Annotated in this window: 22 protein-coding genes; 12 read left to right on the top strand and 10 right to left on the bottom strand. The window is 68.7% G+C overall.

Going from position 1 to position 20,393, the window contains the following annotated elements:
* Nucleotides 1-32 precede the first annotated feature (32 nt).
* From EIK80_RS12055 to rdgB, 7 genes are all read right to left on the bottom strand, one after another.
* Entirely contained in the window at nucleotides 33-1,565 is a 1,533-nt protein-coding gene (locus EIK80_RS12055) for a YifB family Mg chelatase-like AAA ATPase (RefSeq protein WP_125157219.1), read from the bottom strand.
* A gap of 108 nt (nucleotides 1,566-1,673) precedes the next feature.
* Nucleotides 1,674-2,627, bottom strand: a complete 954-nt coding sequence (gshB, locus tag EIK80_RS12050; RefSeq protein WP_125157218.1) for a glutathione synthase — start codon at nucleotides 2,625-2,627, stop codon at nucleotides 1,674-1,676.
* Nucleotides 2,628-2,711: 84 nt separating this feature from the next.
* Entirely contained in the window at nucleotides 2,712-3,527 is an 816-nt protein-coding gene (locus EIK80_RS12045; protein ID WP_125157217.1) for a SirB1 family protein, read from the bottom strand.
* Nucleotides 3,524-3,916: a YraN family protein gene (locus EIK80_RS12040; protein WP_125157216.1), complete on the bottom strand. Its 393-nt coding sequence runs from the start codon at nucleotides 3,914-3,916 to the stop codon at nucleotides 3,524-3,526. Before EIK80_RS12040 ends, EIK80_RS12045 begins: the two co-directional genes overlap by 4 nt.
* The gene (rsmI, locus tag EIK80_RS12035) at nucleotides 3,916-4,788 is read right to left on the bottom strand and encodes a 16S rRNA (cytidine(1402)-2'-O)-methyltransferase (RefSeq protein WP_125157215.1); all 873 of its coding nucleotides are present in this window, start codon (nucleotides 4,786-4,788) and stop codon (nucleotides 3,916-3,918) included. The genes EIK80_RS12040 and rsmI overlap by 1 nt, the downstream gene beginning before the upstream one ends.
* 36 nt (nucleotides 4,789-4,824) lie before the next feature.
* Nucleotides 4,825-5,979, bottom strand: a complete 1,155-nt coding sequence (gene hemW, locus EIK80_RS12030; RefSeq protein WP_125157214.1) for a radical SAM family heme chaperone HemW — start codon at nucleotides 5,977-5,979, stop codon at nucleotides 4,825-4,827.
* Complete coding sequence (gene rdgB, locus EIK80_RS12025) at nucleotides 5,972-6,574, bottom strand: RdgB/HAM1 family non-canonical purine NTP pyrophosphatase (protein WP_125157213.1); 603 nt, start codon at nucleotides 6,572-6,574, stop codon at nucleotides 5,972-5,974. The genes hemW and rdgB overlap by 8 nt, the downstream gene beginning before the upstream one ends.
* Before the next feature lie 232 nt (nucleotides 6,575-6,806).
* On the opposite strand from rdgB, the gene EIK80_RS12020 reads away from it, so the two are divergent.
* The 4 genes from EIK80_RS12020 (at nucleotide 6,807) to EIK80_RS12005 (ending at nucleotide 8,221) form a co-directional block, all read left to right on the top strand.
* Nucleotides 6,807-6,923 (top strand): hypothetical protein, encoded by a 117-nt coding sequence (locus EIK80_RS12020; RefSeq protein WP_125157212.1) that lies wholly within the window; start codon nucleotides 6,807-6,809, stop codon nucleotides 6,921-6,923.
* Nucleotides 6,924-7,018: 95 nt separating this feature from the next.
* The gene (locus EIK80_RS12015; RefSeq protein ID WP_099581882.1) at nucleotides 7,019-7,552 is read left to right on the top strand and encodes a DUF2975 domain-containing protein; all 534 of its coding nucleotides are present in this window, start codon (nucleotides 7,019-7,021) and stop codon (nucleotides 7,550-7,552) included.
* Between the two features lie 17 nt (nucleotides 7,553-7,569).
* The gene (locus EIK80_RS12010; protein ID WP_125157211.1) at nucleotides 7,570-7,812 is read left to right on the top strand and encodes a helix-turn-helix transcriptional regulator; all 243 of its coding nucleotides are present in this window, start codon (nucleotides 7,570-7,572) and stop codon (nucleotides 7,810-7,812) included.
* Between the two features lie 85 nt (nucleotides 7,813-7,897).
* Complete coding sequence (locus EIK80_RS12005; RefSeq protein WP_125157210.1) at nucleotides 7,898-8,221, top strand: hypothetical protein; 324 nt, start codon at nucleotides 7,898-7,900, stop codon at nucleotides 8,219-8,221.
* Nucleotides 8,222-8,245: 24 nt separating this feature from the next.
* On the opposite strand, the gene EIK80_RS12000 is transcribed toward EIK80_RS12005, so the two are convergent.
* The 3 genes from EIK80_RS12000 to rph all read right to left on the bottom strand — a co-directional run bounded on the left by EIK80_RS12000 (nucleotide 8,246) and on the right by rph (nucleotide 10,848).
* Nucleotides 8,246-9,031 (bottom strand): TIGR02281 family clan AA aspartic protease, encoded by a 786-nt coding sequence (locus tag EIK80_RS12000; RefSeq protein ID WP_125157209.1) that lies wholly within the window; start codon nucleotides 9,029-9,031, stop codon nucleotides 8,246-8,248.
* Complete coding sequence (locus EIK80_RS11995; RefSeq protein ID WP_125157208.1) at nucleotides 9,028-10,005, bottom strand: S1C family serine protease; 978 nt, start codon at nucleotides 10,003-10,005, stop codon at nucleotides 9,028-9,030. The genes EIK80_RS12000 and EIK80_RS11995 overlap by 4 nt, the downstream gene beginning before the upstream one ends.
* A gap of 126 nt (nucleotides 10,006-10,131) precedes the next feature.
* Complete coding sequence (rph, locus tag EIK80_RS11990; protein ID WP_125157207.1) at nucleotides 10,132-10,848, bottom strand: ribonuclease PH; 717 nt, start codon at nucleotides 10,846-10,848, stop codon at nucleotides 10,132-10,134.
* 124 nt (nucleotides 10,849-10,972) lie between these two features.
* Here rph and hrcA point away from each other — a divergent pair, with 124 nt between their 5' ends.
* From hrcA to EIK80_RS11950, 8 genes are all read left to right on the top strand, one after another.
* Nucleotides 10,973-12,049 (top strand): heat-inducible transcriptional repressor HrcA, encoded by a 1,077-nt coding sequence (gene hrcA / locus EIK80_RS11985; RefSeq protein ID WP_125157206.1) that lies wholly within the window; start codon nucleotides 10,973-10,975, stop codon nucleotides 12,047-12,049.
* Between the two features lie 12 nt (nucleotides 12,050-12,061).
* Nucleotides 12,062-12,682, top strand: coding sequence for a nucleotide exchange factor GrpE (grpE, locus tag EIK80_RS11980; protein ID WP_125157205.1), 621 nt, complete (start codon nucleotides 12,062-12,064; stop codon nucleotides 12,680-12,682).
* 155 nt (nucleotides 12,683-12,837) lie between these two features.
* Nucleotides 12,838-13,956 carry a DNA polymerase III subunit beta gene (dnaN, locus tag EIK80_RS11975; RefSeq protein ID WP_125157204.1) on the top strand — a complete coding sequence of 373 codons (1,119 nt, stop codon included), beginning with the start codon at nucleotides 12,838-12,840 and terminating at the stop codon, nucleotides 13,954-13,956.
* A 169-nt stretch (nucleotides 13,957-14,125) separates the two neighbouring features.
* Nucleotides 14,126-14,497 (top strand): VOC family protein, encoded by a 372-nt coding sequence (locus tag EIK80_RS11970; protein WP_125157203.1) that lies wholly within the window; start codon nucleotides 14,126-14,128, stop codon nucleotides 14,495-14,497.
* Nucleotides 14,498-14,541: 44 nt separating this feature from the next.
* The gene (recF, locus tag EIK80_RS11965; RefSeq protein WP_125157202.1) at nucleotides 14,542-15,705 is read left to right on the top strand and encodes a DNA replication/repair protein RecF; all 1,164 of its coding nucleotides are present in this window, start codon (nucleotides 14,542-14,544) and stop codon (nucleotides 15,703-15,705) included.
* A complete protein-coding gene (gene gyrB / locus EIK80_RS11960) occupies nucleotides 15,702-18,167 on the top strand; it encodes a DNA topoisomerase (ATP-hydrolyzing) subunit B (protein WP_199743454.1) in 2,466 nt (821 codons plus the stop codon). Before recF ends, gyrB begins: the two co-directional genes overlap by 4 nt.
* A gap of 191 nt (nucleotides 18,168-18,358) precedes the next feature.
* Nucleotides 18,359-19,426 (top strand): methyl-accepting chemotaxis protein, encoded by a 1,068-nt coding sequence (locus tag EIK80_RS11955; protein WP_125157201.1) that lies wholly within the window; start codon nucleotides 18,359-18,361, stop codon nucleotides 19,424-19,426.
* Nucleotides 19,427-19,785: 359 nt separating this feature from the next.
* Complete coding sequence (locus EIK80_RS11950) at nucleotides 19,786-20,379, top strand: hypothetical protein (protein ID WP_125157200.1); 594 nt, start codon at nucleotides 19,786-19,788, stop codon at nucleotides 20,377-20,379.
* Nucleotides 20,380-20,393 lie beyond the last annotated feature (14 nt).

Below are 20,393 nucleotides of genomic sequence, written 5' to 3'. Positions count from 1 at the left end.
ATCAAGCTTACCCGCCGCGGCTTAACGGGCGGTCAAACGCGAACCGCTTCTTCACCCGGCGTCGTCGTCCGCCGATAGGCCAGGGCCTCGGCCACGTGGACCCGGCGAACGGCGTCGGCGCTCTCCAGATCGGCGATGGTGCGGGCCAGTCGCAGGGTCCGGGTCCAGCCCCGGGCGCTGATCCGACCGGCCTCGGCGGCCTGGGCCAGCAAGGCGCGGCCGGGGGCGTCGAGGGCGGTGATCTTCTCCAGGAAGGCGCCTTCCGCGCGGCCGTTGAGGCCGTCGGCGACCTCCAGGGCGTAGGCGCGGTCCCGCTGCAGCGCCCGGGCCCGCGCCACCCGCGCGGCGGCCTCGGCCGAGCCTTCCGCGGGCGGCGGCAGGGAAAGGTCGGCGGCGGTGACGGCGGGCATGTCGACGGCCAGGTCGATGCGGTCCATCAGCGGGCCGGAGACCCGGCCCTGGTAGTCGCGCTGGCACCGGGGCGCCTTGCCGCACGCGCCGCGCCCGGCCCCGCCGTGGCCGCAGCGGCAGGGGTTCATGGCCGCCACCAGCTGCACCCGGGCCGGGTAGCGGATGTGGGCGTTGGCGCGAGCCACCATCACCTCGCCGGTCTCCAGCGGCGCGCGCAGGCTGTCCAGGGCCTGGACGCCGAACTCGGGCAACTCGTCGAGGAACAGTACGCCGTTATGCGCCAGCGACACCTCGCCCGGCTTGGCCTTCAGCCCGCCGCCGGTCAGGGCGGCCATGCTGGCGCTGTGATGCGGCGCGCGAAAGGGGCGGTCGCGGGTCAGGGCGCCGCGCGCGATCAGCCCGGCCACCGAGTGGACCATCGAGGTCTCCAGCAGTTCGCTGGAGCTCAGCGGCGGCAGCAGGCCCGGCAGGCGCTGGGCCAGCATCGACTTGCCCGATCCGGGCGGGCCGACGAACAGCAGGTTGTGGCCGCCGGCCGCGGCGATCTCCAGGGCCCGCTTGGCGTGCTCCTGGCCCTTGACGTCGCGCAGGTCCTTGGGCCGCTCGCCCTCGACGATCGGGCCGGGCGCCGGGGCCGACAGGATCTGGCTGCCCCGAAAGTGATTGATCAGGGCGACCAGCGAGCGCGGCGCCAGGATCCGGGTCTCGCCGGCCCAGGCCGCCTCGGGGCCGGAGGCCTCCGGACAGATCAGGCCAAGCCCCATGGCCCCGGCCGCCATCGCCGCCGGCAGGGCGCCCGCCGCCGGTACGATGCGGCCGTCCAGCGACAGCTCGCCCATGGCCGCCCAGCCGTCCAGCGCGTCCATCGGGATCACGCCGATGGCCGACATCACCGCCAGGGCGATCGGCAAGTCGAAGTGCGTGCCTTCCTTGGGCATGTCGGCCGGCGCCAGATTGGCGACGATGCGCTTGCCCGGCATGGAAAGCCCCAGGCCGGCGAACGCGCCGCGCACCCGTTCCCGGCTTTCGGCCACCGCCTTGTCGGCCAGTCCCACCACCACGAAGGATGGCAGTCCCGTCGTCAGCTGCACCTCGACATCGACGCGTCGGGCCTCCACGCCCTCGAACGCGACGGTGACCACCTTGGCGGCCATCCAAGTCCCTCATGGATAACAACTTTATCCACAAGTCACAGCATAGCTCGTGAAATGGAGCAAGAACGAAAAACGAACGTTTCGCGAAATCGCCACGTTTCCGCAGAGTTACCCACCGTTTCGGCGAATGTCCTCGATACGGTCCCAAAGTACAGACGCCGCGTCGATCCCGGTAAAACGCTTCAGCTGTTGGGCGCCGGTCGGTGACGTGACGTTGATTTCGGTGAGGTACTCGCCAATGACGTCGATGCCGACAAAGATCAGTCCACGGCGCTTCAGCTCGGGACCGATGATCCGACAGAGCTCGAGGTCGCGCGGGGTCAGTTCGACGGCCTCGGCGCGGCCGCCGACCCGAAGGTTGGAGCGCACCTGGCCGTCGGCCGGCACCCGGTTGATGGCCCCGACGGGTTCGCCGTCGACCAGCAGAACGCGCTTGTCGCCCTTGCTGACGGCCGGCACGAACTTCTGGGCGATGACCTGCTCGCGACCGATCATGGCGTGCAGTTCCAGCAGGGCGTCGAGGTTCGGATCGTCCGCCAGCAGACGGGCCACGCCCGAGCCGCCGCCGCCATAGAGGGGCTTCAGCACGATGTCGCCGTGACGGGCGCGGAAGTCGTAGATCGCCTCGTGGTCCGAGGTGATCAGGGTCGGCGGCTGCACGCCCGGGAAGTCGGTGACGAACAGCTTCTCCGGCGCGTTGCGCACCTCGGCGGGGTTGTTCACCACCAGGGTGTGGGGGTGGACCTTCTCCAGGAAGTGGGTGGCCGTGATGTAGGCCATGTCGAACGGCGGATCCTGGCGCATCAGCACCACGTCGATGTCGTCCTTCATGTCGAGGACCGTCAGCTCGCCCAGCTTAGCGTGCGCGCCGTGGACGGCCGAAAGCTCCAGGGACTGGGCGCGGGCGAACACCCGTCCATCTTCCTGCGACAGCTTGTCGGGCGTGTAGAACCACAGCTTGTGGCCCCGGGCCTGGGCTTCCATCATCATCAGGAAGGTCGTGTCGGTTTCGATGTTGATCCCCAGGACGGGATCCATCTGGACGGCGACTCGCAGCGACATGGGGGCTCCTGGGGTTCTTCCTGGCGTTTGGACGCGACGGCTTAGTTAGGCGTTCTCGCGCCCAGGTCCAACGGCGGACGCGTTCTAGTTCAGCCTTAGCCGCATCCGTTCGCGCGCGGCTCGGGCGGCGATGGCGGCGCCGCCGTCCAGGATCTGGGCGCGCGAGAGGGCCTGCAGGGCGCCGGCCAGGGCGCCCTGGCCTTCGCGCGCGGCGGCGACGTCGAGCCAGGGGCGGTGGTCGGCGGGGTTGAGCAGGGCGCGGCGCAGGGCCGAGCGCTCGGCGCGCACCCAGTCCTTGGCCTGCTGGGCGCGGGCGAAGATGTTGTTCTGCAGGCGGATCAGCACGGCGCGGTCGGAGATCGGCGCCATCAGAAGCTCCAGCCGCGAGGCGACGTCGGGCATCAGGCCCGTTCGCAGCGCCCGGCGCGACAGCTCCGACGGCAGCACCACCCGGCCCTCGCTGAACGGGTCCAGGGCCAGCGGGCCCTCCTCGGTCTCGATCCGCAGCAGGAAGTGGCCAGGGAAGTCGACGCCGTAGAGCTCCAGCCCGACCTGCCGGGCGGCGTGCAGGTAGAAGACGCCGAGCGCCACCGGAAGGCCCTTGCGGCGCTCGGCGATGGCGATGACATCGGCGTTGTCGGGATGGTCATAGGTCAGCACGTCGCCGGTCAGGCGGAGATCCCCGGCCAGGGTCTCGGCCACGGCCTCCTCGGGCGACTCGGCCTCGGCCCGGCGGCGAAGGCGTTCGACGGCGTCGCGCGCCATGTCCATCGCCGGTTGGGTGTCGCGGCTGGGATCGTCGTGGACGGCGCAGGCCAGAGCCGCCTCGAACAGCGGGAAGCCTTCGTCGGGGCCTTCGCCGGCCCTGGTCAGGATGGCTTCGGCCTCTTCGCGCGTCATGCGGCCCCCCAGGCGTTGGGAAGGTGGCGCGGCGCGCGACCGGGGGCCAGGGCGATGAGGTCCAGGCGTACGAAGAGATCGCGCAGGGCCATGCGGTGCGCGCTGACATGGGCGGCGGCGCGCCGCAGGCGGTCGCGCTGAGTGGGCGTCACGGCGTCCAGGGCGTCCTCGATCGTGGCGCGTTGCTTGACCTCCACAACGGCCAGCACCTTGCCGCGTTGCGCCAGCAGGTCGATTTCGCCGAGCGGCGTGGCCAGGCGGAAGCCCAGGATCCGATAGCCCTTCATCATCAGCCAGAGCGCCGCGACCACCTCGGCCCGCCGTCCGAGCTTGCGCGCCGCCGCGCCCCGCTCTTGCCGAACACGCGTCTGGCGGCCGCCGGCGATCATCAGGCCTGTTCCTTCATGGCCAGGGCCTGGCGATAGAGGTCCTTGCGCGACAGGCCCAGCGCCTTGGCGACCTCGGCGGCCGCTTCGCCCAGGGGCAGGCGGGCCATGGCCTCGCGCAGGGCGGCCTCGGCGTCGTCGGCGGTGGCCAGTTCCTCGGTCCCGGGACCGACCAGGATGACGATCTCGCCCTTGGGCGCCTCGAAGCGCGGATCCGCGGCGAGTTCGGCGAGCGGGCCGCGCACGCACGTCTCGTAGAGCTTGGTCAGCTCGCGGCACACGGCGGCCTGCCGGGTCCCGCCGAACACGGCGGCCATGTCGGCCAGGCAGTCGTCGACCCGCGAGGCGCCCTCGTAGAAGATCAGGGTGGCGCGGGTGTTGGCGAATTCCTCGAAGAAGGTCCGCCGCGCGGCGCTCTTGGGCGGCGGGAAGCCGGCGAACAGGAAGCGGTCGGTGGGCAGGCCGGCCAGGGTCAGCGCGGCCAGGGCGGCCGAGGCGCCGGGGATCGGGATCACCGGATGGCCGGCGGCGATCGCCTCGCGGGCCAGACGGTAGCCGGGGTCGGAGACCATCGGCGTGCCGGCGTCCGAGACCAGGGCCACGCGCTCGCCGGCCTCCAGCCGTTCCAGGATGCGCGGGATGGCGCGCTCGGCCACATGCTCGTCGTGGCGCTCCAGCCTGGTCTTGATCCCATAGGCCGCCAGCAGCTTGCCGGTGACGCGGGTGTCCTCGGCCAGCAGGATGTCGCAGGCGGCCAGCACGTCCAGCGCCCGCAGGGTGATATCCCGCAGGTTGCCGATCGGCGTCGCCACCAGATAGAGGCCGGGCGCCAGGGGCGCGTCGGACAGGGCTGGCGGGGGAAGCTGACGGCTCAACGTGCGGGTGTCCTTCGGTCGCGGAGAGAACCCATATCAGGTCGCGAGCGCGCCTGTCAGCCGATCCAGCACAAGGCGGCCGGCGCGGGTGGCGCGCAATCGGTTGCGATCATCGACCAGCAGGCCGGCCTCGACCAGATCGCGGACCTTGGGCAGGTCGGGGGTCAGGCCCAGAGGGGCCATTTCGTCGAAAAGGACGCCGTCATCGATTCGCAGGCCCAGGACCAGGCGTTCCTCGGCCGCTTCCTCGGGGGTGAGCGTCTCGCGCGCGAAGCCGAGGCCGGTCTCGGCCACGGCGGCGATGTAGTCCTTGATGGCGCGGTGGGCGATCGTCGCGGCGCGGCCTTCGGGCAAGGCCAGGCGTCCATGCGCGCCGGGTCCGACCCCGACATAGTCGACGCCCCGCCAGTAGACGAGATTGTGCCGCGAGCGGGCGGCGGCGCCCCTGGCGTGGTTGGACACCTCGTAGGCGTCGAAGCCGGCGGCCTCCAGGATCTCCTGCGTCGTCTCGAACAGGGTGGCGGCCAGGTCCTCGTCGGGGACGACCAGGGTTCCGCGTCCGACCGCCCGGTCGAAGGCGGTGCCCGCCTCGATGGTCAGCTGGTAGGGCGAGACGTGCTCGGGGCCCAGGGCGATGGCTTCGCTGAGCTCGGCGCGCCAGGCCGCGTCGGTCTGGCCGGGGCGGGCGTAGATCAGGTCGATCGAGAGGCGCGGAAAGGCTCCGGTCGCCGCCGTGATCGCCCGCCGCGCCGCGCCCGCGTCGTGGTTGCGGCCGAGCGCCTTCAGCGAGGCGTCGTCCAGCGCCTGGACGCCCAGGGACAGGCGCTGGACGCCGGCGTCGGCCAGGGCGGCGAAGCGGTCGGCCTCGGCGTCGGTCGGATTGGCTTCGAGGCTGATCTCCAGGTCGGCGACCGGCGACCACAGGCGCCTGGCGGCGTCGATCACCCGGGCCACCTGGGTGGGATCCATCAGCGAGGGCGTGCCGCCGCCGAAGAAGATCGACAACAGATCCCGCTCGCCGGTCAGGGCCCGCTGGGCCTCCAGGTCTGCCACGATGGCGTCGGCCAGCGCCGCCTGCTCGTCCGTCTTGCCCCGGTCGCGCACGACGTTGAAGTCGCAATAGGGGCAGATGCGCGCGCAGTACGGCCAGTGGACATAGACGCCCAGCGAGGCCCTGGAGGGATCAGTCAATCAGCGCCGCCTTCAGCTTGGCGAAGGCGCGGGCGCGGTGGCTCATGGCGTCCTTGGCGGCCGGCTCCATCTCGCCGAAGGTCTGGGTCTGGCCCTCGGGCTGGAAGATCGGATCGTAGCCGAAGCCGCGCGTCCCACGGCCGGGGAACACCAGGATCCCGTCGACGCGGCCCTCGACCACCGCGGCCGGTCCGTTCGGCCAGGCCACCGCCAGGGCGGAGGTGAACCAGGCCGAGCGGTCGTCGGAACCCGTCTCCTCCAGCCGGGCCTCGACCTTCTTCATGGCCGCCACGAAATCCTTGGAGGGGCCGGCCCAGCGGGCGGAGAAGATGCCCGGCGCGCCGTCCAGCGCCTTGACCGACAGGCCGCTGTCGTCGGCCAGGGCCGGCAGACCCGAGCGGTCGGCGGCGTGACGGGCCTTCAGCAAGGCGTTGCCGACAAAGGTGCTCTCGGTCTCGTCCGGTTCGGGCAGTCCAAGCGCGCCGGCCGTGACGATCTCGAAGCGGCCGTCCAGCAGGGCGGCGATCTCGGGCGCCTTGCCGGGATTGTGGGTGGCCAGCACGAGCCTCGCGCCCGGTTCAAGCTTCAGCGCCATCCGATGTCTCCCTAACGCACTCCGGCGCTTCCTTACCCCGCCTTGCGGACCGCCGTCGACACCACTGTGACCCAACGGCAACTGTTCCGCGCGAGCGTGCATCATTACCAGAGTTTAATATCGTTTCTCGATAAACAACATTGGCGGAACCGGAATCGCGCTCTATCTGTTGACCTGTGGATAGAGGCCGAATGGCTCGACCCCGTCCACGTCTCTCAAACTGGAAAACACGATGTCCGCCGCCCGCCTGTTCCGCATCGCCGACAAGGTTCTCATGACCGTCATCACCGCCGCGCTCATCGTGGCCGTGCCGGTGTCGGCCGTGGCCTTCGTGGTGCGGACGCTCTAGGCGGCGTAAGGGTTTCCGGAGCCGAGACTTGGTTTTTTGACGCCCGCCGCGACGCGGGGCAATTTGCTTGGCGTCGCCGTCGGGGGGAAGTAGCCATGCGCGCCTTGGGCCCAGGCTCCGTATCGAGTTTTCTGAAGATCATTCTCGACGTGATCTATGTCGGGCTGTGGATCTTTGTGAGTCTTCTGTCGCTGTTCACGCTGGTCGCCCTGCTGTTCAGCTTCAATCCCGAACTTCTGGCCTCGATGTTGCCGATTAGCGACGCCGTCGAGGCCATCAGCCGCGACGGACCGCTGTTCGCCGGCGCCCTGGCCGCCTGGGCGCTGCTGCTGGGCGGCTGGATGGTCATCGTCGAGCGCCTGCGCAAGATCTTCGCCACCCTCACCGCCGGCGACCCCTTCCATCCCGACAACGTGGTGCGCCTGCGCCTGATCGGCCTCGTCCTGGCCGGGCTGGAGGTCGGGCGGTACGTCTTCTCGGGCATGGCCCGCTGGCTGGCTCCCAAGGCCAAGGTCATCGACGACAGCTTCACCCTGACCGCCTGGTTCTCGGTGCTGGTCGTCTTCGTCCTGGCCGAGGTCTTCCGCGAGGGCGCCCGCCTTCGTCGCGAAGCCGAACTCACGATCTGAACCGGAGCGATCCCCGCATGCCCGTCCGCGTGAACCTCGACCGCGTGCTGCTCGACCGACGAATGTCGCTGACGGAGCTCTCCGACCGGGTAGGGGTGACGATCGCCAACCTGTCGATCCTGAAGACCGGCAAGGCCCGCGCCGTCCGGTTCTCGACCCTCGACGCCCTGTGCCGCGAGCTGCAATGCCAGCCCGGCGACCTGCTGACCTTCGAATACGGCCCGGCCGGCGGGCATGACGACGACGAAGACGACGGCTAGGTCGGGCCGCGCGACGAAACCGCAGACCGGGCAAGGCGTTTCAACGGGGAGGCGGGGGCGCCTCGCCATCCTGGGAAAATCGAAATTGACCGTGACTCGCGTAATCTTCGCTTCTGTCTTCGCCGTCGGCGCCCTGGCGTCCGCCGTCTCCGCCCAAGCCTCCAGTCCGGGCGCCTGGGCCGAGTTCAACCAGCGGGTCACCCGCAGCTGCGTCGCCGCCTCGGGCTACCGCAACGCCCGGCCGTCGCCGATTATCGGCTTCGACGATCGTGTCGGTAAGGTCGCCGTTCTGGTCTCCGACCGCTCGCGCGGCTCCAACAACGCCAAGCTCTGCCTGTACGACAAGGCCAGCCGGAAAGCCTATATCGACAACGCCGACGGCTGGGTCGCGCCGCCACAGCCGCGTTAAGCGGCTTCACCGGAAAGGGCGCGCCTAGTAGGCGCGTCCTTTCTCGTCCTCGCGCCACTTCAGGATCATCTGGCGGTCGCGAAATTCGAACGCGTCCAGGCGCTTGAGGAAGCTCATCCCCAGCAGCGAGCCGTTCATCGGGGCCTTGTTGACCATCACCCGGAAGCCCTCGAGCTTGATCGAGCCGATCTCCAGGCTCGTCGCGTCGTAGGCGGCGCTATAGCCCTTGCCGTTGGCCGTTTCGGTCTCGTAGCCGTAGTTCAGCGTGTCGACGGGCACGCCGAGGCGGCGGGCGTCGTCGGGACTCAGCACCGTCTCGGTCGCGCCGGTGTCGACCATGAACCGCACGCGCTGGCCGTTGACCAGGCCGTCGACGACATAGTGGCCGTCATCGCCCTGCGGCACCACCAGGGTGCGCTCGCCGACCGCCACGGGCGTGCCGACATTGAAGGCCAGCTTCAATCGCTGCGGGACCTCGGCCAGCTCCGCGCGATAGGCGTAGCCCAGCGCCAGCACCGCGATGATCCCGCTCCACAGGGCGACATATTTGAGGTGTTGGCCGATCGAGCCTTGCAGGCCGCGCAGCAGCGCCGTCGAGACCAGAACGATCACGCCGATCTGGTAGACAAGGTCGGCCTTGTCGTCGCCGGTCCGCATCGCCTCCGGAAAAGCGCGCCACAGCGCCAAGGCCAGGACGCCGATGGCGGCCAACAGGCCCAGCCACAGCCAGAGCCGATGGCGCGGAACCGCCGGCCGCGCGGATCGCGCCGGCGGCGGCCTCTCGGGCTGGTCCCAGGGGCCCTTGGTCAATTCAGGCGTCGCTTCTTCAGCAGGCTGGCGCGGTCCATCGAGCGGATCTCGACCTCGAAGGCGTCGCCCTCGCGCAGGATTTTCAAGGGCACGCTGACGCCCGCGTCGCCCAGGTTCCAGAGCCTGTCGTAGAACTCGGCGAGATCCGAGACCGGCATGCCGTCGACGGCCAGGATCAGGTCGCCGGCCTTCAGCTCGGCGCGGGCGGCCGGGCCCTTGGGCGAGATGCCGACGATGACCACGTGGTTCTCCATCTCCTGGGCGAAGACGCCCAGCCACGGTCGCGGCGGGTGCGGGCTGCGGCCGCGCGCCAGCTCGTCCAGGATCGGCGGCAACAGCTCGGCGGGCACGAACATGTTGATCGGCCGGGCCTGTCCTTCGTTGTCGCGACCTTCCAGGGTCAGGGAGCCGAGGCCGACAAGGTCGCCCTTGGGGCCGATCAGGGCCGCGCCGCTCCAGTGCGGATGGGCCGGGCCGGTGATGATGGCGTCGTCCAGCAGATATTCCCAGTAGCCGGCGAACGGCATGCGGGCCAGGACCTTGCCGGCCACGGCGTGGGCGCGGCCGCCCGCGCCGGCGGCGATGATCGGCGCGCCGACGTTCAGGTCCTTGGCGCTGCCGATGGTCATGACCGGCAGGTCCAGCGGCTCCAGCGCCTGGACCAGGCCCAGGCCCGAGCGGACATCCAGGCCCAGTACGTGGGCCGGCACGCGGCGGCCGTCGTTGCGCGTGAGCATGACTTCTTCGGCCTCGGTGATCAGATAGGCCATGGTCAGCACGAGGCCGCCGGGGCCGATGACCACGCCGTTGCCGACGCGCTCGGTTCCCAGGATCCCGGCCGTATAGGCGTCGGGCGGCACGGTGGCTTCCAGCGCCACCATGGAGGACAGCGCCTGGTCCAGGTCGAAGCGATAGGCCTCCGCCGAAGGGCGCAGGCGGGCTTCGACTTCATGGCCTTCGAACGGGGTGGTCACGCGAAACTCCTGATCCTTGGGATTGGAATCTGGGACCGACGCCCCGTCCGGGCAAGGGCGACGGCGACTGGAAGCAAGACAAGCCGCCCCTTCCCTTTCGGAAGCCTATCCGAAATGGGGACGTCCTTATGCCCCGATCGCCGCCCGTTGCATGGCGAACAGCTCGTTGATGCCCTTCTCGGCCAGATCGAACAGGCTCTGGAACTCGGACTTGGTGAAGCCGCGCTTTTCGCCGGTGGCCTGGATCTCGACGATGTCGCCCACGTCGGTCAGGACGAAGTTGCTGTCGGCCTCGGCGCTGCTGTCCTCTTCGTAGTCGAGGTCGAGGACGGGCGTGTCCTTGAAGACGCCGCACGAGACGGCCGCCACCTGTCCCAGGATAGGGTCGGCCTTCAGCACGCCCTCTTCCAGCAGGTAGTTGACGGCCAGGCGCAGGGCGACCCAGGCGCCGGTGATCGCCGCGGTGCGGGTGCCGCCATCGGCCTGGATGACGTCGCAGTCCAGGCTGATCTGGCGCTCGCCCAAGGCCTTGAGGTCGACGACGGCGCGCAGGGAACGGCCGATCAGGCGCTGGATTTCCTGGGTGCGGCCGGTCTGCTTGCCGACGGCGGCCTCGCGGCGGCCGCGGGTGTGGGTCGCGCGCGGCAGCATGCCGTACTCGGCCGTGACCCAGCCGGCGCCCTTGTTGCGCATCCAGCCGGGAACGTTCTCCTCGACCGTGGCGGTGACCAGCACCTTGGTGTGGCCGAAGCTGATCAGGCAGGAGCCCTCGGCGTAGCGGTTGACGCCGGTTTCCAGCGTGACGGCGCGCAGCTGGTCGGGGGCGCGTTCGGACGGACGCATGAGGAAACTCCTGATCTCAGGGATATTTGAATGTGTGTGAGGGGCCGCTTATCCTATTGATAGCCGTAGTTGAAAGAGGCCGACCGCTTTTGTCCGCTGACCGGGTCACAAACGACACGCTGGCATGACCCACCTGTTTCCAGGACCGATCGTCCGCGCCCCGGGTCTGGGCGAGCTGGATTCCCGCGCCCGCGACATCTTCCGTCGGGTCGTGGAGTCGTACCTGGAGACCGGCGAGCCGGTGGGGTCGCGCACCATTTCCAAGGGCGGCCTGGCCCTGTCGCCCGCCTCGATCCGCAACACCATGCAGGACCTGGCGCAGCTGGGCCTGCTGGACGCCCCTCACACCAGCGCCGGCCGTATGCCGACCCATGCGGGCCTGAGGATGTTCGTCGACGGCTTTCTGGAGGTCGGCGACATCGGCGAAGAGGAAAAGCGCGCCATCGAGGCGCGGCTGGCCGTGAAGGGGCGCTCGTTCGAGGAGGCCCTGTCGGAAGCCTCGTCGGTGCTGTCGGGGCTGGCCGGCGGGGCGGGCATCGTCGTCACGCCCGTCCGCGAGGGCGGGGTCAAGCACGTGGAGTTCGTGCCGCTGGGCGGCGGCCAGGTGCTGGCGGTCATGGTGTTCGAGGACGGTCAGGTCGAGAACCGGCTGATGCGTCAGGCCCCAGGCGTCACCCCCTCGGCGCTGCAGGAGGCCGGCAACTTCCTCAACGCCCGCCTGCGCGGCCGCACCCTGTCCGAGGCGCGGACCGAGATGGGCGGCGAGCTGGACATCGCCCGCCGCCAGCTGGACGAGACCGCCGCCCGCCTCGTCGAGGATGGCCTGGCCGCCTGGAGCGGCGGCGAGGGCGACGCCCGCTCGCTGATCGTGCGCGGGCAGGCCAACTTGCTGGCCGACGCCCGGGCCCGCGAGGACATCGACCGCGTGCGCCAGCTGTTCGACGACCTGGAGCAGAAAGGCCAGCTGATCGGCCTGCTGGACGACGTCCGTGACGCCGAGGGCGTGCGCATCTATATCGGGGCCGAAACGCGGCTCTTTTCGCTTTCGGGTTCCTCGGTGATCGCGGCGCCTTATATGACGGGCCGGCAGAAGGTGCTGGGCGCGATCGGCGTGATCGGGCCCGCCCGCTTGAACTACGCTCGCGTCATCCCGTTGGTGGACTATACCGCCCGGGTGCTCGGGCGGATGATGGATGGATAAGGACTGTACGAGATGACCGACGAGCAAACGCCGGCTGAAGACGTCGCCTTCGAAGCTGACGACGCGTCGCAGGAGATCGAGGCGCTGAAGCTGGAAGTGGCCGCTCTGAAGGAGCAGGCCCTGCGCTACGCCGCCGAGGCCGAGAACACCAAGCGCCGCGCCGAGCGCGAAATGAATGACGCCCGCGCCTATGCGATCCAGAAGTTCGGCCGCGACCTGCTGGGCGTCGCCGACAACCTGTCGCGCGCCACGGCCCACAGCCCCAAGGACTCGACTGACGCGGCGGTGAAGAACTTCATCATCGGCGTCGAGATGACCGAGAAGGAGCTGCAAGGCGCCTTCGAACGCAATGGCCTGAAGAAGATCGACCCGGCCAAGGGTGAGAAGTTCGACCCGCACCTGCACCAAGCGGTGATGGAGCAGCCGGCGACCGACGTCGCCGCCGGCGGCGTGATCACCGTGCTGCAGGCCGGTTACGAACTGATGGGGCGCCTGGTGCGTCCGGCCATGGTCGCCGTGGCGGCCAAGGGCTCGACGGGACCTTCGACGGGCGAGTCGGCGGCGGCCGCCAATCCCTATGCCAGCGCCACGGACGGCGATAACTCGGGCGGTTCGTTCGATCAGAAGGCCTGACGGGGCGGAAAGCTTCGTTTTTCGGACTCCGGGGCGCGCGAATGACGGGCGCGCCCCCTTTCCCCCTCCGCGCTTTGCGATAATGTCGGCGGTCCATTCTCAACGGGGGTAGCGGGCGATTCCTTGCATTCCGCCCGCACGATCTGGACCGGACTATGAAGCTTACAATCGAACGGGCGGCGCTCCTGAAGGCGCTGGGTCACGTGCAGAGCGTCGTCGAGCGCCGCAACACCATCCCGATCCTGTCGAATATCCTGCTGTCGGCCGAAGGGGATCGCCTGTCCTTCTCGGCCACCGACCTGGACATGGAGATCATCGACGAGGGCTTCGCCCAGATCGACGTGCCTGGCCAGATCACCGCGCCGGCCCACACCCTCTATGAAATCGTCCGCAAGCTGCCGGACGGCGCCGACGTCTCGCTGAGCTTCAGCGGCGATGATCCGCGCCTGGTGATCCAGGCCGGTCGCTCGCGCTTCAACCTGCCGGTGCTGCCGGCCGGCGACTTCCCGGTGATGAGCAGCGACGGCCTCTCCAGCCGCATCGCGGTCGACACCAACGAGCTGATCCGACTGATCGACAAGACCCGCTTCGCGATCTCGACCGAAGAGACCCGCTACTATCTGAACGGCCTTTACGTCCACACGGTCAACGAGGGCGGCGAGACCAAGCTGCGCGCCGTGGCCACCGACGGTCACCGCCTGGCTCTCGCCGAGATGCCCGCTCCGGAAGGCGCTGTCGGCCTGCCGGGCGTGATCGTGCCGCGCAAGACCATCGCCGAGGCCCGCCGCCTGATGGAATCGGCCGGCGAGACGGTCGACCTGCAGGTCTCGCCCCAGAAGGTCCGCTTCGAGTTCGGTCAGGCCGCCCTGACGTCCAAGGTCATCGACGGGGCCTTCCCCGACTATCTGCGCGTCATTCCGCGCGACAACGCCAAGATCCTGACCCTGGACAACGACCTGTTCGCCAAGGCCGTCGACCGCGTGGCCACCATCTCGGCCGAAAAGAGCCGCTCGGTGAAGCTGGCCATCGAGCCGGGCCGCATCACCCTGACCGTCCGCAACATGGAAGCCGGCCAGGCCGTCGAAGAGGTCGAGGTCGATTATGACGGCGAGCCCTTCGAGATCGGCTTCAACGCCCGCTACCTGCTGGACGTCTGCGGCCAGATCGCCGGCCCTCAGGCCGAGTTCCGCTTCGCCGACCCGGCCAGCCCGACCCTGGTGGTCGATCCGGTCGATCCGGGCGTGAAATACGTGCTGATGCCGCTGCGGGTCTGATCTCGCGACAGGCTCTGAAGACGATAGGGCGGGCGCTTCGGCGCCCGTTCCGCTGTCTGGGGCGCCGCGGCGTGGTTGCGCGCGGCCCGGCCGCCCTGACGCAAGGGCCATGTTGCGAATGCCCATAAGCGCGTTAAGGTCCGTTTCGTAAGAAAACGGGAGGCGGCCCATGGCCAAGCTGAACTACGTGACGGTCGGTTCGAACGACCTCGAAAAGGCCAAGGCCTTTTATGACAGCCTGCTGGGCTCGATCGGCATGAAGCCCTTGTTCGACCACCCGTCGGGCGGCCGTCTCTATCGCGGCGATGGCTGCATGTTCGGGGTTCTGGGTCCATACGACGGCAATCCGGCCTGCGTCGGCAACGGCATGATGGGCGGCTTCGCGTTCGACACGGTCGAGGAGGTCGACGCCTTCCACGCCAAGGCCCTGGAACTGGGCGGCAAGGACGAAGGCCAGCCGGGCGCGCGGATGCCGAAGGCCTATTTCGCCTATTTCCGCGATCTCGATGGCAACAAGCTCTGCGGCTACAAGCTGGGCTGACGGCCTGAGTAGCGCCGGCCGGCGACAGCGCTTAAGAACGCCCCATGGCGTCGGCCGCACTGCTTTCCCTGACCTTGACGGACTTTCGCTCCTACGCGCGCGCTCGCCTCGAGACCGAGGGGCGCAGCGTCTACCTGTTTGGGGCCAATGGGGCGGGGAAGACCAATCTGCTCGAGGCGATCAGCCTGCTGACCCCCGGCAAGGGCCTGCGCGGCGCCAGCATGGCCGAGGTCGGCCGGCGCTTGCCCGGTGAAGCGGTGGGCCGGGCCTGGGCCGTCGCCGCCGAAGTCGAGAGCGGGCGGGACGCCCCTGTTCGCATCGGCACTGGCGTCGAGCAGGGCGGCGCCGCCCGCCGCGCCGTTCGCATCGAGGGCGAGACCGTCTCGCCCGGCCGCCTGGCCGATCACGTCCGGCCGATCTGGCTGACGCCCGCCCAGGACCGCCTGTTCCTGGAGGCCGCGTCCGAGCGCCGCCGCTTCTTCGACCGCCTGGTCTTCGCCGGCGAGCCCAGCCACGCGTCCAACGCCAACGCCTATGACAAGGCCCAGCGGGAGCGGATGCGCCTGCTGACCGACGCGGCCGAGGCCGGGAGCGCGCCGGACGCGACCTGGCTGAACGCGCTTGAGGCCCGACTGGCGGAATCTGGCGCCCTTATGTCCCAGGCTCGCGCCCGCACGCTGCTGGCTCTGCAGAACGAGATCGACGGACGCGGCGACCGGCCGTTCCCGCGGGCGCGTCTGACCCTGACCGGCGAATGGGAAAGGATGGCGCTGGACGAGGTTCCTTTCGCCGAGATCGAGGCGCGGTTGGCCGCCGCCCTGGCCGCCGCGCGCCCTCGCGACGGGGCCGCCGGACGCGCCCTGACCGGTCCGCATCGCGGAGACCTGGCCATCTTCCACGTCGACAAGGACCGTCCGGCGGCGGAATGCTCCACGGGCGAGCAAAAAGCCCTGATATTGAACCTGGTTTTGGCCCAGGCGGCGCGACTTTCGCGTGCGGAATCAGCGCCGAATCCTGTAATATTGCTCGACGAAGTCGCCGCGCATCTCGACCTTACCCGTCGGGCCGCCTTGGCCGACGAACTCACGGCGCTCAAGCTCCAGGCCTTCCTCACCGGCACGGACGAGTCGCTGTTCGACCATCTCAAGGGTCGGGCGCTAGGCGTTCGCGTGTGCGACGCCGGCCTGACCACTCTGGAAGACGAATGACCGAGAACACCGAAGACCAAGTTCCCGAAGCGCCGGCCCCCGAAATGACCACCGAGGAAGCCGCCGCCCAGTACGGCGCGGACTCGATCAAGGTGCTGAAGGGCCTGGACGCCGTCCGCAAGCGCCCCGGCATGTATATCGGCGACACCGACGACGGTTCGGGCCTGCACCACATGGTCTATGAGGTGGTCGACAACGCCATCGACGAGGCTCTGGCCGGCCACGCGACCAAGGTCCAGGTGATCCTCAACGCCGATGGTTCGGTGACGGTCACCGACGACGGCCGCGGCATCCCGGTCGACATGCACGAGGGCGAGGGCGTCTCGGCGGCCGAGGTCATCATGACCCAGCTGCACGCCGGCGGTAAGTTCGACCAGAACAGCTACAAGGTCTCGGGCGGCCTGCACGGCGTCGGCGTCTCGGTCGTCAACGCCCTGTCGGACTGGCTGGAGCTGCTGATCCACCGCAATGGCAAGGTCCACCAGATGCGCTTCGAGCGCGGTGACGCGGTGACGTCGCTGGCGGTCACCGGCGACTCCCCGGTGCGCGAGGAGGGACCCAAGGCGGGCGAGACCCTGACGGGCACGGAAGTGACCTTCTTCCCGTCGCGGTCCACCTTCGCGTTCATCGAGTTCGACCGGAAGACCCTGGAGCACCGCCTGCGCGAGTTGGCGTTCCTGAACTCGGGCGTGACGATCTGGTTCAAGGACCATCGCGACGCCGAGCCGTGGGAAGAAAAGCTGCACTATGACGGCGGCATCGAGGCCTTCGTCCGCCACCTGGACAAGGTCAAGACCCCGCTGCTGAAGGCCCCGATCTCGGTGCGTGGCGTCAAGGACAAGGTCGAGGTCGATCTGGCCCTGTGGTGGAACGACAGCTACCACGAGCAGATGCTGTGCTTCACCAACAACATCCCGCAGCGGGATGGCGGCACGCACTTGTCAGCCTTCCGCGCCGCCCTGACCCGGATCATCACCGGCTATGCCGAGAGCTCGGGCATCACCAAGAAGGAAAAGGTCAGCGTCGGCGGCGAAGACGCCCGCGAAGGCCTGACCTGCGTGCTGTCGGTCAAGGTGCCCGACCCCAAGTTCAGCTCGCAGACCAAGGACAAGCTGGTCTCGTCCGAGGTGCGCCCGGCCGTCGAAGGCCTGGTGCAGGAGGGGCTGGCGACCTGGTTCGAGGAGCACCCGAACGAGGCGCGAGCGATCGTCAGCAAGATCGCCGAGGCCGCCGCGGCGCGCGAAGCCGCCCGCAAGGCCCGCGAACTGACCCGCCGCAAGAGCGCGCTCGACATCACCTCGCTGCCCGGCAAGCTGGCCGACTGCTCCGAGCGCGATCCGGCCAAGTCCGAGATCTTCATCGTCGAGGGCGACTCGGCTGGCGGCTCGGCCAAGCAGGCCCGCAACCGCGACAACCAGGCCGTTCTGCCGCTGCGCGGCAAGATCCTGAACGTCGAGCGCGCGCGTTTCGACAAGATGCTGTCGTCCGACCAGATCGGCACGCTGATCACGGCGCTGGGCGCCGGCATCGGTCGCGACGACTTCAACCCGGACAAGGTGCGCTACCACAAGATCGTGCTGATGACCGACGCCGACGTCGACGGCGCCCACATCCGCACCCTGTTGCTGACCTTCTTCTACCGGCAGATGCCCGAGCTGATCGAGCGCGGCTACATCTACATCGCCCAGCCGCCGCTCTATAAAGCCGCCAAGGGCAAGTCCTCGCGCTATCTGAAGGACGACAGCGAGATGGACGCCTTCCTGATCGACGAAGGCGTCGATGGGGCCGAGCTTGACCTGCCGTCGGGCGAGCGCCGCACCGGCCAGGACCTTCTGGCTCTGGTGCAGCTGTGCCGCCAGGCCAAGGGCAATATCGACCGCCTCGCCGCCCGCGCGCCGTCATTCGCCATCGAGCAATCGGCCTTGGCCGGCCTGCTGGGCGAAACCCCCGACATCGCCGCGGCGGCGGCCCGTCTCGATCTCTACGCCGAGGAAGGCGACGGCCCGTGGACCGGCGAGCGCAATGACACGGCCTATGTCTTCAAGCGCGTCCGCCGCGGCGTCACCGAGAACGTGGTGCTGGACGATGGTCTGCTGCACGCCGCCGACGCCCGTCGTCTGGCCGAGCGGGCCGGGGCCCTGGCCGAGATCTTCTCGGGACGGGCCGTGTTCCGCCGCAAGGACAAGTCGACCACCGTCCGGGGGCCGATGGATCTGATCGCCGCTGTGATGGACGCCGGGCGCAAGGGGCTGAGCATCCAGCGCTACAAGGGTCTGGGCGAGATGAACCCGGATCAGCTCTGGGAGACGACGCTGGATGTCGAGGCCCGCACCCTGCTGCAGGTTCGCGTCAATCACGCCGACGACGCCGACGAGATGTTCAGTCGCCTGATGGGCGATCTGGTCGAGCCTCGCCGGGAGTTCATCCAGGAAAACGCTCTGGACGCCGAGGTGGATGTCTAAGTCTCTGTAGTAAAACGATGTCTTTCTAGCCGTTCGGCGCCCAAATCAGGGGCGTTCCGACGTTTTTTCGTTAACGAAGCCGCTCTCGGCTTGGGTGTGGCGAACGGTGTCATCGCGCGGCGATGACGAGGGCGTCATCTTGCGTACGGTGAGTCGATTAGACGGAAGTATTGCGTGGGGGCCTGCCTGTGATGGAACAAGACACTAGTCTTCGTCCTGAACGGATCCTGGATTTGTCGGAACGCCTGTCCAGTGTGGCGGGCGCCAAGATCGGCGAGATCGCCCGGGTCAACCGCGCGGCCAAGATGTTGTCGATCAACGCCCTGATCGTGGCGGCGCGCGCTGGCGAGGCCGGCAAGGGCTTCGCCATCGTCGCCGAGGAATTCAAGAAGATCTCCACGGAGATCGACGCCGTGGCCGCGGCCCTGGAAAGCCAGGTGCGGGCCGACCTCGACGAGCTCTCGGCGATCGGCGGGGCGATCCTGGGTCATATGCGCGGTCAGCGTCTGGCCGACCTCGCCTTGAACGCCATCGAGATCGTCGACCGCAATCTCTATGAGCGCACCTGCGACGTCCGCTGGTGGGCCACGGACTCCGCCGTGGTCGCTTGCCTGGCGGACGCCGATCCCGCCGCCAGCCGCTACGCCAGCGAGCGCTTGGGGGTCATCCTCGACGCCTACACCGTCTATCTCGATCTGTGGATCTGCGACGCCAAGGGGCGGGTGGTCGCCAATGGCCGGCCCGGAAAGTATCCTGGCGTCGTCGGCCAGTCGGTCGCCGACGCCAAGTGGTTCCGCGACGGCATGCGCACCGCGACCGGTGACGACTTCGTGGCCTGTGACATCGAGAAGGCTCGCGCCCTCGGCGACGCGCCGGTGGCCACCTACGCCACGGCCATCCGCGAGGGCGGCCAGGCCAAGGGCAAAATCCTGGGCGTGCTGGGCGTTCATTTCGACTGGCGGCCTCAGGCCCAGGCCGTGGTGGATGGCGTTCGCCTGACCCCGGAGGAGCGCGAGCGCTCGCGCGTCATGCTGCTGGACCAGAAGGGTCGCGTCCTGGCCTCGTCCGACAATCAGGGCGTCCTGACCGAGGTCTTTCCCCTGGATGTGTCCAGCGGCGCGATGGGCAGCTATGCCGATGGCGACATCACTGTCGGCTATGCGTTGACGCCGGGCTACGAGACCTATGCCGGTCTCGGCTGGTACGGATGTCTTGTGCAGCGGCGGCAAAATCCCGGCGTGACTGTCGCGGCCGCCTGATCTTAACCAGATCCATTGCGGAATATTCGGACGAATTAATCGCTCCAGACGGGAAAGCGATCAGATTCTCGGCGCCCGGCGTAGATTCTTGCGGTGCAGCATTGCCATTCTCGGCGCCGCATGGTTGTTTAAGCCTAACCATGCACTCAGCAGATATCTGTGCGTCTGCTGGACGGCGGTAAGCGCGTCGTAGTCTTAGTTAAAACCGCCGACCAGATTGTCCTATCTCGCATAGATTGCATCGCGGGTGTGATCTTCTGGGAACGGTGTCGCCAGGAAAAGGCGATACCGCGTTATCTGGGCTAGAGCATTTCTTTACGTTGTCCTAAAGGGACGCCGTTCAATTGGAGGGAGCAATCATGGCTTCTAACCGCATACGCGCCTTGACCCTGGGCGCCATCATGGCGATTGCCCCGCTTTCCGTGGGCCCGACGACCCTGTTGTCGGTCGCGAACGCCGCCGCGCCGACGCGGGCGGAAGTGCGCGCGCAGATCGCCAAGGCCGTGACCGACGCGACCAAGTCTCCGGAATTCTTGGCCGCCCAGGCTGAAGGAGCAGCCGCTCAGGTCGAGCTAAACGCGCTTCCGGAGACCGCCACCGCGACCGAGAAAAAGGCGGCGCAGGACAAGGTTGACGCCGCCAAGGCCAAGCAGTCATTAATCCTTCAAAAAGCCGTCGCCGCCGCCATGCAGGCCGCGATCACGGCGGGAGCGTCGGCGGCCATCGTCAGCGCCGCCCTCAACGACGCGGTTGCTGCGGGCGCCGTGCCGTCGGCGGTCGGGATCGCCGTCGCCCAGCAGGTCAACGCCATCATTACCGCGTCGACCGCGGCGGGCGACACGCCCAGCCTCGTCAACCCGCCGAACGCGAATCCTCCCGGTTCGAGCGCGCCGACGGGGAACGGCGCGACGTTCGACCCCTGCGCGGGCGTGATCGCGACCTACTGCGGCTAAGATTTAAATTCGGG

Origin of the sequence: Caulobacter sp. 602-1, from assembly GCF_003931565.1 — a bacterium.
Lineage (GTDB): Bacteria > Pseudomonadota > Alphaproteobacteria > Caulobacterales > Caulobacteraceae > Caulobacter.
The sequence above is the reverse complement of the archived record's forward strand: the minus strand, read 5'-3'. Positions and strand labels throughout refer to the sequence as shown.

Bases quoted from the DNA above. Each gene is read 5' to 3' on its own strand.
- grpE (WP_125157205.1), top strand. From the start codon at position 12,062: ATGACCGACGAGCAAACGCCGGCTGAAGACGTCGCCTTCGAAGCTGAC.
- EIK80_RS11955 (WP_125157201.1), top strand. From the start codon at position 18,359: ATGGAACAAGACACTAGTCTTCGTCCTGAACGGATCCTGGATTTGTCG.
- EIK80_RS11950 (WP_125157200.1), top strand. From the start codon at position 19,786: ATGGCTTCTAACCGCATACGCGCCTTGACCCTGGGCGCCATCATGGCG.
- EIK80_RS12045 (WP_125157217.1), bottom strand. From the start codon at position 3,527: ATGACGCGCGAAGAGGCCGAAGCCATCCTGACCAGGGCCGGCGAAGGC.
- hrcA (WP_125157206.1), top strand. From the start codon at position 10,973: ATGACCCACCTGTTTCCAGGACCGATCGTCCGCGCCCCGGGTCTGGGC.
- EIK80_RS12020 (WP_125157212.1), top strand. From the start codon at position 6,807: ATGTCCGCCGCCCGCCTGTTCCGCATCGCCGACAAGGTTCTCATGACC.
- rph (WP_125157207.1), bottom strand. From the start codon at position 10,848: ATGCGTCCGTCCGAACGCGCCCCCGACCAGCTGCGCGCCGTCACGCTG.
- EIK80_RS12055 (WP_125157219.1), bottom strand. From the start codon at position 1,565: ATGGCCGCCAAGGTGGTCACCGTCGCGTTCGAGGGCGTGGAGGCCCGA.
- EIK80_RS12040 (WP_125157216.1), bottom strand. From the start codon at position 3,916: ATGATCGCCGGCGGCCGCCAGACGCGTGTTCGGCAAGAGCGGGGCGCG.
- rdgB (WP_125157213.1), bottom strand. From the start codon at position 6,574: ATGGCGCTGAAGCTTGAACCGGGCGCGAGGCTCGTGCTGGCCACCCAC.
- EIK80_RS12010 (WP_125157211.1), top strand. From the start codon at position 7,570: ATGCCCGTCCGCGTGAACCTCGACCGCGTGCTGCTCGACCGACGAATG.
- dnaN (WP_125157204.1), top strand. From the start codon at position 12,838: ATGAAGCTTACAATCGAACGGGCGGCGCTCCTGAAGGCGCTGGGTCAC.
- gyrB (WP_199743454.1), top strand. From the start codon at position 15,702: ATGACCGAGAACACCGAAGACCAAGTTCCCGAAGCGCCGGCCCCCGAA.
- EIK80_RS11970 (WP_125157203.1), top strand. From the start codon at position 14,126: ATGGCCAAGCTGAACTACGTGACGGTCGGTTCGAACGACCTCGAAAAG.
- EIK80_RS12015 (WP_099581882.1), top strand. From the start codon at position 7,019: ATGCGCGCCTTGGGCCCAGGCTCCGTATCGAGTTTTCTGAAGATCATT.
- gshB (WP_125157218.1), bottom strand. From the start codon at position 2,627: ATGTCGCTGCGAGTCGCCGTCCAGATGGATCCCGTCCTGGGGATCAAC.
- recF (WP_125157202.1), top strand. From the start codon at position 14,542: ATGGCGTCGGCCGCACTGCTTTCCCTGACCTTGACGGACTTTCGCTCC.